Genomic DNA, 13,182 nt, shown 5'->3' on the forward strand with positions numbered 1-13,182 from the left:
CGCCCCGGTTCAGTGGGATCGCGGGGGCTGCGTCAATTCGTCGTAGACGCACAGCACTTGCGCGACGGTCTCGTCCTCCGTCGGCCAGCTCGTCGCCTGCGCCCGGCCCGCCGCGGCGAGTTCCCGGCGGCGCTCGGGATCGTCGAGGAGTCGTATCACCGCGTCGGAGAGGGCCGCCGCGTCCCCGTACGGTACGAGTTCCGCGGCGTCGCCGACCAGTTCGGGAACGGCGCCGACCGCCGTGGCGACCAGTGGCACCCCGAGCCGCAGCGCCTCCTGCGCGAGGACGGAGCGGGCCTCCCAGCGGCTCGGCAGCAGGGCGACATCGGCGGCGGCGAGGAGTTCGGAGATATCGTCGCGGCGGCCGATGAGCCGCACGGGCAACTCGGCGTCCTCGATGCGGTGCTGGAGTCTCGCGCGCTCCCGTCCCTCGCCCGCGATGACGACCAGCGGCATGGGATCGAGGTGACGCCAGATCATGGCCGCGTCCAGCAGTGTGTCGTATCCCTTGTCCGGTACGAGACTGCCGACGGCCATCAGCAACGGGCGTTCGACCGCGCCGAGTTCGGCGCGCGACTTGTTCTCGGGACCGTCGGCGGGCCGGTGGGGCGCGGGCAGCGCGACCGGCGCCAGACGGGCGTCGCGAGCCCCCCGCTGCCGGGCCCGGTCGACCAGTTCCGAGGAGGTGCCGAGCACAACGGCCGCCGCTCTGGCGGCCCTTCGCTCCATCAGCCGCAGCAGCCGGCCGCGCGTTCCCTCGGCGTGCGCGCGGGTGTGCCAGGTGACGACCAGCGGTACGCGCATACCGCCGAGCGCGATCGCGGTCCGTACGGCGGCGTGCACGCCGTGCGCGTGCACCACGTCCGCGCCGGCGCAGGCCGCCCGCAGGGCCGCGACGGCCGCCGGATCACTGCGCCGGGGTACGGGTACGTGCTGCGCCCCGGCACCGCGGAAGTCGTAGGCGCGGTCGAGTTCGGCGGGGGCGCACACCGTCACCCGCACTCCCCTGGCGGCCAGACCGGCCGCCAGCGAGCGTACGTGCGCGCTGCTGCCCGCGCTGCCGCCGCCAAGTACCTGGACCGTACGCAGTTGTGTCACGTGGCCAAGGCTCCTGGGTCGGGAAATCGGGAAGGGGGGACAGACGGACGGTCGAGGTGTCCTGATCGGCGCGGCCGGACCCCCGAGAGTCACTGCGCCAAGGATGCCAGTCCGTACGCACGTTCCGGCACCGCCGGTGCGTCGTTCGTGTGTCCGGCGCCTCAACTCGGTGCCTGGATCACTCACATGGGTGAGGACGCGCGCCGGCCGACCCGGTCACCGTACGCCGTCGCGGCGACAACTCCCAGTGCGTGCAAGGCCAGACCGGCCCGGCCGTTGCCCGCGACGACGGCGGCTCCGAGGGCCGCGCCGAGCGCGTGGGCGCCGGTGTCGCCGAGCATCGTACGCTCGCCGAGGTCGTCGGTGACGACGGCCGCCGCGGCGCCGACGGGCACGGCGGCCAGCGCCCCCGCCGTACCGCGCCGGAGCAGCCCCGGAGCGCCGAGGGCGAGCACTCCGACACAGGCCCGTCCCGGGCGTACGTCCAGCAGGTTGACGCAGTGCGCGCTGCCCGCGATCACCACACCGGCCAGGATCCGGTCCACCGGCCGCTCCTTGAGCAGCCCGCCCGCCACCAGCGCGGCGGCCCCGATCCCGAACAGCTTCACCGCTCCGCTGGTCACCTCGCCGTCGCGCAGCGCGGTCAGATGCGCCCGGAAGCCGCGGCGCGGATCACCGGCGCCCGCCCGGTCGTCGTACGCCCCGCAGGCCGCGGCGGCGAGCACGGCCAGCGAGACGGCTCCGCGCGCGCCGGCCGGGACGGCCGCTCCGGCGGCGGCGCCGAGGGCGGTCGCGGGGCCCGCGTACAGATCAACGGTGCGCCCCGCGTAGTTGGTACGCCGCCCGAACCCCGGGCCTCCGGGCGCCCGTTCACGGAGCACTTCATATACGGCGCGCGTGACCCCCAGCGCGCTGACGAACGCGACGGCCCTGCCGCCCCTGGCTGCCATACGGACCAGCCTATCCCCAGGCAACAACCCGTACTCCTAGGTCCTGTCCGGACAGGACCTAGGCCCTGTCTTCAAAGTCCCGCCTGCTCGGCGACGCCCGGCACGCACGCTCGCCGCGTTGTCGGGATCACCCCAGTACATCCAGTACTGGGGCGACCCTCCGCCTTGCGATCGCACGCACCGACCGCCTCCGAGCCCACCCTCCGGGCGGACGGCGCTACTTTGAAGACAGGACCTAGCCGCCGGAGGCGGCACCCCGCGCCGTGGCGAGCAGTTCCTCCGCGTGCGCGCGCGCCGTTTCCGAGTCCTCCTGACCCGCCAGCATCCGCGACAACTCCCGTACTCGGTCCTCGCCCTCCAGGACCGTCACCCCGGAGCGCGTCACCGAGCCGTCCACCGTCTTCTCGACCAGCAGCTGCCGGTCGGCGAAGGCCGCGACCTGCGGGAGGTGCGTGACCACGACGACCTGCGCCGAGGTGGCCAGCTTCGCAAGACGTCGGCCCACCTCGACCGCCGCCTTGCCGCCGACGCCCGCGTCCACCTCGTCGAAGAGATACGTCGGCACCGGGTCGGAGCCCGCGAAGACGACTTCCACCGCGAGCATCACCCGTGACAGCTCGCCGCCGGACGCGCCCTTGGCGATCGGCCGGGGCTGGGCGCCCGGGTGGGGGGCCAGCAGCAGTTCGACCTCATCGACGCCGTGCGGCCCGTACACCACCGAGCGCCCGCCGACCTCGACCCCGTCCGCCTCGTCGGCGGACTCGGTCTGGCGGATGTCGAACGAGACGCGCGCGTGCGGCATGGCGAGCGAGGCCAGCTCCGCCGTGACGGCCTGCGCGAAGAGCGCCGCCGCCGCCGTACGCGCGTCGGTGAGCGCCTGCGCGAGAGCGGACAGCTCGGACCGCAGGGCGTCACGCTCGGCCGTCAGCTCGCCGATCCGTTCGTCGTCGCCCTCCAGCTCGGTCAGCCGCGCGCTGCTCTCCTCGGCCCAGGCCAGGACGGTGGCGATGTCCTGGCCGTACTTACGGGTCAGCCCGGTGAGCGCGGCCCTGCGCTCCTCCACGGCGGCCAGCCGCAGCGGATCGGCGTCCAGATTGTCCGCGTATCCGGCGAGTTCACCGGCCACATCCGCCAGCAGGATGGAGATCTCGCCCATCCGCTCGGCGAGCCCGGCCAGCGCGGGGTCATGGGACCGTACGGCCTCCAGCGCCCGGCCCGCGCCCCCGACCAGGGTCGTCGCGTCGACGCCCTCCGGGTCCTCGGGGTTGCCGGCGAGTGCGGCGTGCGCCACGGAGGCGGCGGACGCGAGCGCTTCCGCGTGGCCGAGACGTTCGGCCTCCGCGGCGAGTTCGATGTCCTCCCCCGCCCGCGGCTCGACCGCCGCGATCTCGTTCAGCCCGAAGCGCAGCAGATCGGCCTCCTGGGCACGCTCACGGGCCCGGGTGGTCAGCTCGTCCAGCTCCGAGGCGACGGCGCGCAGCCTGCGGTACGCCTCCGTGTAAGCGGCGTACGGAACGGTGACCGCGTCACCCGCGTACCGGTCGAGCGCCTTGCGCTGCCGCGCGGGCCTCAGCAGCCCCTGCTGGTCGGTCTGGCCGTGCACCGCGACCAGGTCGTCCGCCAGCTCGGCCAGGACGCCCACGGGCACGGAGCGCCCGCCGAGATGGGCGCGCGAGCGCCCCTCCGCGGAGACGGTTCTGCTGATGAGCAGCGTGCCGTCCTCCAGCTCCGCCCCCGCCTCCTCGGCGCGCAGGGTCGCCGGAGCACCGGCGGCGAGGGTGATCCGCCCCTCCACGACCGCCGACTTCGCGCCGATCCGCACGAGGGCGGGATCGGCGCGTCCGCCGAGCAGCAGTCCGAGACTGGTGACGACCATGGTCTTGCCCGCGCCGGTCTCACCGGTCACCGCGGTGAAGCCGGGTGACAGCTCGACGACCGCGTCGTCGATGACTCCGAGCGACCGTATCCGCATCTCCTCCAACACGGTCATGACCATACGAGGTCCGGGAGGCCCCGCGCGACGGACCCCACCCCCGATTCCCTCGACCGGGCAGTGTCCGGGCGGCGCGCGGCCTGTGCGATACACACCGAATCCACCCGGAAACTCCCCTATGTCCTATCGGTCATGCCGTCGGCCCGCTCCGGTCAGTGCGGCGCCCCGCGCCAGCCCGACACCGGCAGCGCGAACTTGGCCACCAGCCGGTCGGTGAACGAGGCGTGATGCAGCCGCGCCAGCCGTACGGGGACGGCTCCGCGCCGTACCTCCACCCTGGCCCCCGGCGGCAGCTCCACGGTCCTGCGCCCGTCGCACCACAGCACCCCGTGCGGGGTGTTCGCCTGCACCTCCACCGCCAGCACCGTGGTCGGCGAGGTCACCAGCGGCTTCGCGAAGAGCGCGTGCGCGCTGATCGGCACCATCAGCAGGGCCTCGACCTCCGGCCAGACGACCGGCCCGCCGGCCGAGAAGGCGTACGCCGTCGATCCGGTGGGGGTGGCGCAGACGATCCCGTCACAGCCGAACGCGGTGACCGGCCGCCCGTCGATCTCCAGGACGACTTCGAGCATCCGCTCCGGTGAGACCTTCTGTACGGCGGCCTCGTTGAGCGCCCAGTCCCGGTGGACGACATCGCCGTTGCTGCGCACGACGACATCGATGGTCATCCGCTCCTCGACCTCGTAGGAGCGGGTGACGACGCGGTTGACGACCTTGTCCAGATCGTCACGTTCCGCCTCGGCGAGAAAGCCGACCCTGCCCAGATTGACCCCGAGCATCGGGACGCCCGAGGCCCGCGCGAACGCGGCGCCGCGCAGCAGCGTGCCGTCCCCGCCGAGCACGATCAGCAGCTCGCAGCCGTCGAGGGCGGCGGGGGTGGCGTCGGGGACTGTCTCCACGGACTCGGGCAGCGGCAGGTCTACCGCCTCCGCCGCCAGGACCCGTACGCCGAGACCGCTGCGTACCAGTCCGTTCACGACGAGTTCCGCGCTGCGGATCGCCGCGGGTCTGCCGGTATGGGCCAGCAGGAATACGGTGCGTTCTGCGTTCGACGTCAACGGGGTCCCTCCGCCACTGCACGGTCGACATCGGCCGGATCCAGTTCGGGCGCTCCGGCCTTGAGCCACAGAAAATACTCAACGTTCCCGGAGGGCCCCGGCAGCGGGCTGGCGGTGACTCCCCTTACCCCGAGGCCGAGTTCACCCGCGCGCCGTGCCACGGTCCTTACGGCCTCGGCACGGAGTTCGGGGCTGCGTACGACCCCTCCGCTGCCCAGCCGCTCCTTGCCCACCTCGAACTGCGGCTTGACCATCAGCACGAGGTCGGCGTCCGGGGCGGCGCAGCCCACCAGCGCGGGCAGCACCACCCCCAGCGGAATGAACGACAGATCCCCCACGATCAGATCCACGGGCTCCCCTTCGATCGCTTCGAGCGTCAACTCGCGTACGTTCGTACGGTCCTTGACGGTGACGCGTTCATCGCTCCGCAGCGACCAGGCGAGTTGACCGTAACCGACGTCCACCGCGACGACATGGCCGACGCCCGCCCTCAGCAGGACATCCGTGAACCCGCCGGTGGACGCGCCGGCGTCGAGCGCCCGGCGGCCGGCGACCTCAAGGCCGAGCGGTACGAAGGCCGCCAGCGCTCCGGCGAGTTTGTGCCCGCCGCGCGAGACGTAGTCGGGATCGCCGTCGTCCTCGGTGACGACGACGGCGGCGCTGGTCTCCACCTGGGTCGCGGGTTTGGTCGCGGTGGTGCCGCCGACGGTCACCCGGCCCGCGGCGATCAGCTGGCTCGCGTGCTCACGCGAGCGCGCGAGGTTACGGCGTACCAGCTCGGCATCGAGACGGCGGCGTGCCAGTCCAGCCACGTTCGGTTCAGCTCCTGTGGTCGTACGCGGGAGAAGTCAGCGGGGCGTCGGCTGCCCCCGGGGTCCCTGAGGCCCCTGAGGTCCGTGAGGCCCCCTGGGCGCCTGAGGCCCGTGAGGCCCTTGAAAGCCTTGAGGTCCAGGGACGCCCTGAGGTGCCGGACGTGCGTCGAGCGCGGTCAGTGCGTCGCGCAGGCCCCGGTGTACATCCTCATACACCTCGACATGGCCGTCCGCGGGGAGGTGGTCGGCGTCGGCGAGCCGGGTCAGCAGCACGTCCACCTCGGCGTCGCCGGTCGGGACCCGTTCCAGACCGAGGGGCCGGGGTGCCGCGGGGTCGAGCGCGCCGGGTCCGGCCGCCCCGGTGTCCCGGTCCGGCTCCCGGTCCGGCTCCTGTTCCGGCTCCCGCTCGGGCCGTTCTCCGGACCCTTGCCCGGCCGGGCCCGCCATCGAGTCGTCCATGCCCAGACGCTACCGCGAAGCACTGCGGTACCGTCGATCGCGATGGCGACGATGGAGGAGTGCCGCAGCGCACTCGACAAGCTCTCTGACAATCTGGCGCAGGCGGACGGAAAGGTCCGCACCGCGGCCGGCCTCGACCGTTCGCTCAGCTGCCACATCACGGATCTGGACATCACGTTCACCGGCCGCCTGGTGGACGGCCGGATCGTGGTGACCGACACCGTGGAGGGACCACCACCGGAGAGGGCCGAGATCAGACTCGCCATGACGGGCGACGACCTGGTCGCGCTGGTTGACGGTGACCTGAACTTCGCCCGTGCCTGGGGCTCGGGCCGGGTCAAGCTGGAGACCGGTTTCCGTGATCTGCTGCGGCTGAGGTCGCTGCTCTGACGGATCCGGTTCGATGGATCCGCTTCAAGGGATCCGCGCCGGGGGCTGGGGCGGCCGGGGGCTGGGCCTACTTCTCCGACAGTACGGGTACGGGTACGGGCCGCCGCGCCCGCCGCCCCGCCGGCACCACCAGCGGCGTACCGGTCTCCGGATCATCGATGACCTGGCAACGCAGCCCGAACACCTCCTCCACCCGCTCCGCCGTGACAACGTCCGCCGGAGCGCCCTCGGCCACGATCCGGCCGTCGCGCATCGCGATGAGGTGGGTGGCGTACCGGGCCGCGTGGTTGAGGTCGTGCAGGACGGCGACGAGCGTGCGGCCCTGTGTCTCGTGCAACTCGGCGCAGAGGTCGAGCACATCGATCTGGTGCTGGATGTCGAGGAAGGTGGTCGGCTCGTCCAGCAGCAGCAGCGGCGTCTGCTGGGCGAGGGCCATCGCGATCCAGACCCGCTGGCGCTGACCGCCGGACAGTTCGTCGACATAGCGACGGGCGAGCTCACCGACGCCGGTCGCCGCCATCGATTCCTCGACAATCCGCTCGTCCTCCGGCGACCACTGACGCAGCAGCCCCTGGTGCGGATAGCGTCCGCGTGCCACCAGATCGGCGACCGTGATGCCGTCGGGCGCGATGGACGACTGCGGCAGCAGCCCCAGGGTCCTGGCGACCTTCTTGGCCGGCAGGGAGTGGATGGCCGTGCCGTCCAGCAGTACGCGCCCGTCGGACGGCTTGAGCATCCGCGACAGCGCGCGCAGCAAAGTCGACTTGCCGCAGGCGTTCGGTCCCACGATCACCGTGAACGACCGGTCGGGAATCCCGACCGAGAGTTCGCGGGCGATGATCCGCTGGTCGTAGCCGAGGGTCACCGATTCCGCGGTGAGGCGCTGCATCGTCACCGGGTTAGGTTAGCCTACCCTCGCAATCGATCTCGTTGAGGGAAAGGCGAAGAGGCCCCCATGACCGACGCCCCCTACCAGTTCTTCTCCGTCGAGGTCCTCCGCACGGAGCGCGTCACCCCGTCGATGGCCCGGGTCGTCCTCGGCGGCCCGGACCTGGCACGTATGGCCACGGCCGGACGCGACCAGCGCGTCAAACTGTTCCTGCCGCGGCCGGGCGAGCGCGAACCGGTCATGCCGGACCCGGCGCGGGCCGACTGGTACGACGCCTGGCGCGAGCTCGACCCCGAGGCACGCGGCATCATGCGTACGTACACCGTGCGCGAACTGCGCCGCGAGCCGAACGAGTTGGTCATGGACTTCGCTCTCCACGGTACGGAGGGCAACGGCGCCGCCGGCGACGGCGGTTGTGGTGGTACGGCAGTGGACGCCGCGTCAGGTCCGGCCACGCGCTGGGCGCGAGCGGCGCGGCCCGGCGCCCGGATCTCCGTACTGGCACCGGTCGAAGAGGAGAACGCCGGCTATGACTTCCGGCCCCCGGAGGGCACCGACTGGATCCTGCTGACCGCCGACGGGTCGGCCGTACCCGCCATCGCCGGGATCCTGGAATCCCTGCCGCCCGGGATGCCGGCCCGGGTCTGGATCGAGGTCCATGACCCGGCCGACCGCCAGGAACTCCCCACCAAGGCCGACGCGGAGATCGTCTGGCTGACACGCGACCACCACGCGCCGCCCGCCACCGTGGACGCGATCCGCGCCGCCGCTCTGCCCGGGGGCATCCCGTACGCCTGGATCGCCGGTGAGTCGGCGACCGTGAAGGCCGTACGCCGCCATCTCGTCGCGGAACGCGGCTTCGACCGTAAAGCCGTCAGGTTCAGCGGCTACTGGCGCCGGGGTGCCTCGGAGGACCATCTGATGGCCGCCGCGGAAGCAGCGTAGCCACGCGGCCCGTCACAGACCGAGCTTCGCCAGCGCCTTGCCCGCGTCCCGTGTGCAGGAGCCGTCGCCCGCGTCCGTCCAGGCCGCCGCGCACAGCGCGCGCAGCCCGTCCAGCGCCGCGCCGTCCCCGTCGAGCACCAGCGCGCCGCCGCCGACGTACGCGGTCCACCCACCACAGCCGAAGGCCCCCGTGGCTCCCACAGCCCCCGCAGCTTCGGTGACCGCGGTGACCTCGGTGACTTCGGGCTGGCCGGTCAGCAGTCCGCGCAGATCCGCGTCCACATACGTCGGCCGGTGCCGGGGCTCGGCGGCCAGCAACTGGGCCGCGTCCGTCACACCGGTCAGCACGAGCAGCGAGTCGACCCCGCCGTTGAACGCCCCCTCGATGTCCGTGTCCAGCCGGTCCCCGACGACCAGCGCGTGCTTCGCCCCGGTCCGCAGGATCGTCTCGCGGTGCATCGGGGGCAGCGGCTTGCCCGCGACCTGCGGCTCGGCGCCCGTCGCGATCCGTACGACCTCGACCGCCGCGCCATTGCCCGGCATGATCCCCCGCGCGCTGGGAATCGTCAGATCCGTGTTGGACGCGAACCACGGCACACCGCGGTTGATCGCGTAGCACGCCTCGGCGAACCGTCCCCACGCCAGACCGGGCCCCCCGTACCCCTGCACCACGGCGGCCGGGTCGTCGTCGGCCGACTCCACCGGTACGAGGCCGCGCTCGCGCAGCGCGATCCGCAGCCCGTCCCCGCCGATGACCAGCACCTTGGACCCCTGCGGAAGCTGGTCGGCGATCAGCCGGGACACCGCCTGCGCCGAGGTGATCACATCGGCGGGGTCGGCCGGTACGCCGAGCTCCGTCAGATGCGCGGCGACGGTGTCCGGCGGCCGGAGGGCGTTATTGGTGACATACGCGAGCCGCATCCCCGCGTCCCGGGCCGTGTTGAGCGACTCGACCGCGTACGCGATGGCCTCCCCGCCCGCGTACACGACCCCGTCGAGATCGAGCAGAGCCGTGTCGTACGCCTCGTTCAGCGCTCTCGTACTCCCGCTCGGCCCGGTCCTGTTCTGCTGGCTCATCCGTCTTACGCTCCTCGTTCGGGTTATCCCCCGATCATCGCTCATCCCCGTACCGCACATACGATGCCCGAATGAACACAACAGGTCCCGCGGACAAGGGGCTGCGGCTGATTCCGTTCCGCGGACTCCGCTATGTCCCCGAGCGGATCGGCAGTCTCTCCGCGGTGACCTCGCCGCCGTACGACGTGGTCGTCAGGCCGGACGGGCTGCACCATCTGGAGTCGGCGGATCCGCACAACATCGTCCGGCTGATCCTGCCGCAGGCCGCCACCCCCGAGGACCGCCACCGCCAGGCGGCGGCGACGCTGGGAAAGTGGCTGTCGGAGGGCATCCTCGCCCCGGATCCGGAACCCGCGCTGTACGTGTACGAGCAGCGCAGGGGCGAACTGCTCCAGCGCGGGGTGATCGGGGCCCTGGCTCTCTCCGCCCCGGCGGACGGCATCGTGCTGCCGCACGAGGACGTGATGCCGGATGTCGTGGCGGACCGCGCGGCTCTGATGCGCACGACCGCGGCGAATCTGGAACCGCTGCTGCTGACGTACCGGAATGGGGTCGAGCCGGGCGGCGCGGCAGCTGTCATCGAGCGCACCGTCCGCCGCCACCCGCTCCTCGCCACCACCACGGAGGACGGTTTCAGTCACCGGCTGTGGTCGGTCACCGACCGCGGAGACCTCGCGGAGATCACCGATGACCTCACCCACCACCAGGCCCTGATCGCCGACGGTCATCACCGCTGGGCGACGTATCTGCGGCTGCGGGACGAGCACCCGGCCCCCGGGCCCTGGGGCTACGGTCTGGTGCTGCTGATCGACACGGCCCGTTACCCGCTCCAGGTGCGCTCCATCCACCGGCTGCTGCACGGGCTGCCCGTCGACCGAGCGGTGGCGGCCCTCGGGGGATCCTTCCGGATCCGTACGGTCGACGGGCCGCTCCCGGAGGCACTTGACGCGCTGGCCGACGCCGCGGCCTCGGGCAACGCGTTCCTGCTCGCCGGGGACGGCCGGTTCCGGCTGATCGACCGGCCGGACGGGAGCCTGCTCGCGCGTACGGTCCCGGCCGACCGGCCGGCGGCCTGGCGGAGCCTGGACGCGACGGTCCTCCATGCCACGCTGCTCGACCACATCTGGCGGATCCCGGACGCCCCGGAGCACATCGCCTACATCCATGACACCGAGGCGGCCGTCAGCAAGGCGGAACACGACGGCAGCACCGCGGTCCTGATGCACCCGGTGCGCGAGGACGTCGTACGGGAGCTGGCGCTCCAGGGCGTCACGATGCCGCGCAAGTCGACGTCCTTCGGTCCCAAGCCGGCGACGGGGCTGGTGCTGCGGAGCCTGGCCCTCGGCTGACTCGACCCCGGCCCTCCCCCGGGCCGACATACGAGTGGGCGGCGCCCCGGCCGGGGTGCCGCCCACTCGTATCGTCACTCAGCCCTTGTCGTGGCCGTTCTTCTCGCCGTGGCCGTCCTTGTGGTCGGCCTCGGCCTCGATTTCGTCGTCGATGTCATCCTCCACCACGTCAACAGCGGCATCAGCATCGGCATCGATCTCGGCAGCGGTCCCGGCGTCGGTCCCGGCTTCGGGCTCGTCCTCGTCCTCACCCATGGCATCGACGAACTCGACGCCGTCCAGCTCGGCGAGACGGTCCGAGGCGTCCGTCGCCCCGTCCTTGTCCGCCTCGATGGTCTTGCCGAACCACTCCCGCGCCTCGTCCTCACGCCCGGCCGACAGCAGCGCGTCGGCGTACGCGTACCGCAGCCGCGCGGTCCACGGCTGTACGGAGTGCGAGGCCAGCTCGGGGCTCTGCAGCGTCACGATGGCCGCGTCGATCTGCCCCATGTCCCTGCGCGCACCGGCCGCGACGAGCCGCATCTCGACCTGACCGGCCTTGTCGAGCTTCTGCACCTCGGGCTCACCGGCCATCGCCATCGCACGCTCGGGACGGCCGAGGCCACGTTCGCAGTCCGCCATGACGGGCCAAAGATCGACACCCCCGGTCATCCGCCGCGCCGCCCGGAACTCGGCCAGCGCCTCCGCGTACTTCTGCGTCGCGTACGCGGCGAAGCCGGCGGCCTCGCGTACGGCGGCGACCCGGGAGGCGAGCCGCAGCGCGATACGGGAGTACGCGTAGGCCTGCTCGGGGTCCTCGTCGATCAGCTTCGCGACCATGACGAGGTTCCTGGCGACATCCTCGGCGAGCGTCTTGGGCAGGCTCATCAGCTCCTGGCGGACGCTCTTGTCGATCTCGTCACCCGTGACATCCTCGGGGATCGGCAGCCGCTTGATGGGCTCGCGGTCACGGTCCCGGTCGTCGCGGCGCTCGTAACCGCCGCCGCGGCTGTCGTCACGGCCCCGGTATCCGCCGCGGTCCCCGCCTCGGTCGTCCCGACGCCCGTAGCCGCCACCGCCACCGCTGCTGGGACGCCCGCCGCGGTCATCACGGCGCGGGCCACTGGGCCGGTCGTCCCGGCGCCCGTAACCGCCACCACCGCTGGCACCGGTCGGCCGGCCACCGCGACTGTCGTCACGGCGCGGTCCGGAGGAACGTTCATCCCGACGGAAGCCGCTCGGCCGGTCATCACGACGGTCGTCCCGGCGGAACCCTCCACGGTCGCTGTCCTGACGCGGGCCACTGGGCCGATCGTCACGACGGAAACCACCGGACCGGTCATCACGCCGGTCATCACGACGAGGACCAGCAGGCCAGTCGTCGCGGCGCTCGTCGCGACGGAACCCTCCACGGTCGCTGTCGCGACGCGGACCACCGGGCCGATCGTCACGACGGAAACCACCGGACCGGTCATCACGCCGGGGCCCGGCCGCCGGGCGGTCATCCCGACGCCCGAAGCCGCCACGGTCATCAGAACGACGCGGAGTGCTCGGACGGTCGTCACGACGCCCGTAACCGCCGCCACCCCCACCGGTCGGCCGACCGCTCCCACCGGTGGGCCGGCCACCGCGGCTGTCGTCCCTACGGCCATAACCGCCACCGCTGGAACCGGTGTTGGGGCGACCGCCGCGATCGTCCTCACGACGCGGACCACCGGAGCGGTCATCACGACGGGGGCCGCTCGGCCGGTCGTCACGCGAACCGCGGAACCCGCCACCGCGATTGTCATCACGGCGGTTGTTGTCATCACGACGGAAACCACCACGGTCCCGATCATCACGCCGCGGTCCACGCTCGCGGTCGTCACGACCTCCGCGGAAGCCGCCCCGGTCGCCGCTGTCCCTGCGGCGCTCATCGCGCTCAGGACGGTCGTCGGAGGAGTTGGGGGACATCGGTTGGGCTCCTGTCTTCGGGTACCGCAGTCATTCTCGCGCAATCGGCCTTCCGATGCGCTTCGGGCAAAAAGGGGTGGAAACAAAAAAAGACCCGTGATCCAGCGTGAACGCTGGACCACGGGTCCATGAAAGATTGTTCGGCGGCGTCCTACTCTCCCACAGGGTCCCCCCTGCAGTACCATCGGCGCTGTGAGGCTTAGCTTCCGGGTTCGGAATGTAACCGGGCG

At 72.2% G+C, this 13,182-nt stretch carries 12 protein-coding genes, 1 rRNA gene and 1 pseudogene; 3 read left to right on the forward strand and 11 right to left on the reverse strand.

Features of this window, described 5'->3' with window-relative positions:
• Positions 1-9 precede the first annotated feature (9 nt).
• From ACFRMN_RS36875 to ACFRMN_RS36900, 6 genes are all read right to left on the reverse strand, one after another.
• Complete coding sequence (locus ACFRMN_RS36875; RefSeq protein WP_383028458.1) at positions 10-1,098, reverse strand: glycosyltransferase family 4 protein; 1,089 nt, start codon at positions 1,096-1,098, stop codon at positions 10-12.
• 182 nt (positions 1,099-1,280) lie between these two features.
• Positions 1,281-2,048, reverse strand: coding sequence for a hypothetical protein (locus ACFRMN_RS36880; RefSeq protein ID WP_383028461.1), 768 nt, complete (start codon positions 2,046-2,048; stop codon positions 1,281-1,283).
• A 235-nt stretch (positions 2,049-2,283) separates the two neighbouring features.
• Complete coding sequence (recN, locus tag ACFRMN_RS36885; RefSeq protein WP_383028463.1) at positions 2,284-4,038, reverse strand: DNA repair protein RecN; 1,755 nt, start codon at positions 4,036-4,038, stop codon at positions 2,284-2,286.
• 155 nt (positions 4,039-4,193) lie between these two features.
• Positions 4,194-5,099, reverse strand: a complete 906-nt coding sequence (locus ACFRMN_RS36890; RefSeq protein ID WP_129770131.1) for an NAD kinase — start codon at positions 5,097-5,099, stop codon at positions 4,194-4,196.
• A complete protein-coding gene (locus ACFRMN_RS36895) occupies positions 5,096-5,911 on the reverse strand; it encodes a TlyA family RNA methyltransferase (RefSeq protein WP_383028466.1) in 816 nt (271 codons plus the stop codon). Before ACFRMN_RS36895 ends, ACFRMN_RS36890 begins: the two co-directional genes overlap by 4 nt.
• Before the next feature lie 36 nt (positions 5,912-5,947).
• Entirely contained in the window at positions 5,948-6,370 is a 423-nt protein-coding gene (locus ACFRMN_RS36900; RefSeq protein ID WP_383028469.1) for a hypothetical protein, read from the reverse strand.
• Positions 6,371-6,412: 42 nt separating this feature from the next.
• On the opposite strand from ACFRMN_RS36900, the gene ACFRMN_RS36905 reads away from it, so the two are divergent.
• Positions 6,413-6,760, forward strand: coding sequence for a sterol-binding protein (locus tag ACFRMN_RS36905; RefSeq protein ID WP_383028471.1), 348 nt, complete (start codon positions 6,413-6,415; stop codon positions 6,758-6,760).
• A gap of 67 nt (positions 6,761-6,827) precedes the next feature.
• Here the strand turns inward: ACFRMN_RS36905 and ACFRMN_RS36910 are convergent, their stop codons facing one another.
• Positions 6,828-7,649, reverse strand: coding sequence for an ABC transporter ATP-binding protein (locus ACFRMN_RS36910; RefSeq protein ID WP_383028487.1), 822 nt, complete (start codon positions 7,647-7,649; stop codon positions 6,828-6,830).
• 66 nt (positions 7,650-7,715) lie between these two features.
• Here ACFRMN_RS36910 and ACFRMN_RS36915 point away from each other — a divergent pair, with 66 nt between their 5' ends.
• Positions 7,716-8,594, forward strand: coding sequence for a siderophore-interacting protein (locus ACFRMN_RS36915; RefSeq protein ID WP_383028474.1), 879 nt, complete (start codon positions 7,716-7,718; stop codon positions 8,592-8,594).
• A 12-nt stretch (positions 8,595-8,606) separates the two neighbouring features.
• Here ACFRMN_RS36915 and ACFRMN_RS36920 read toward each other — a convergent pair whose 3' ends face one another.
• Complete coding sequence (locus ACFRMN_RS36920) at positions 8,607-9,671, reverse strand: HAD-IIA family hydrolase (protein ID WP_383028476.1); 1,065 nt, start codon at positions 9,669-9,671, stop codon at positions 8,607-8,609.
• Between the two features lie 71 nt (positions 9,672-9,742).
• On the opposite strand from ACFRMN_RS36920, the gene ACFRMN_RS36925 reads away from it, so the two are divergent.
• The gene (locus ACFRMN_RS36925; protein ID WP_383028479.1) at positions 9,743-11,020 is read left to right on the forward strand and encodes a DUF1015 family protein; all 1,278 of its coding nucleotides are present in this window, start codon (positions 9,743-9,745) and stop codon (positions 11,018-11,020) included.
• Positions 11,021-11,098: 78 nt separating this feature from the next.
• Here ACFRMN_RS36925 and ACFRMN_RS36930 read toward each other — a convergent pair whose 3' ends face one another.
• From ACFRMN_RS36930 to rrf, 3 genes and pseudogenes are all read right to left on the reverse strand, one after another.
• Positions 11,099-11,887 (reverse strand): hypothetical protein, encoded by a 789-nt coding sequence (locus tag ACFRMN_RS36930; RefSeq protein WP_383028490.1) that lies wholly within the window; start codon positions 11,885-11,887, stop codon positions 11,099-11,101.
• 219 nt (positions 11,888-12,106) lie between these two features.
• Positions 12,107-12,931: pseudogene (locus tag ACFRMN_RS36935) on the reverse strand (tetratricopeptide repeat protein); the annotation flags it as partial.
• A gap of 159 nt (positions 12,932-13,090) precedes the next feature.
• A 5S ribosomal RNA gene (rrf, locus tag ACFRMN_RS36940) occupies positions 13,091-13,182 on the reverse strand; the annotation flags it as partial.

Origin of the sequence: Streptomyces sp. NPDC056835 (genome assembly GCF_042789485.1) — a bacterium.
Classification (GTDB): domain Bacteria; phylum Actinomycetota; class Actinomycetes; order Streptomycetales; family Streptomycetaceae; genus Streptomyces.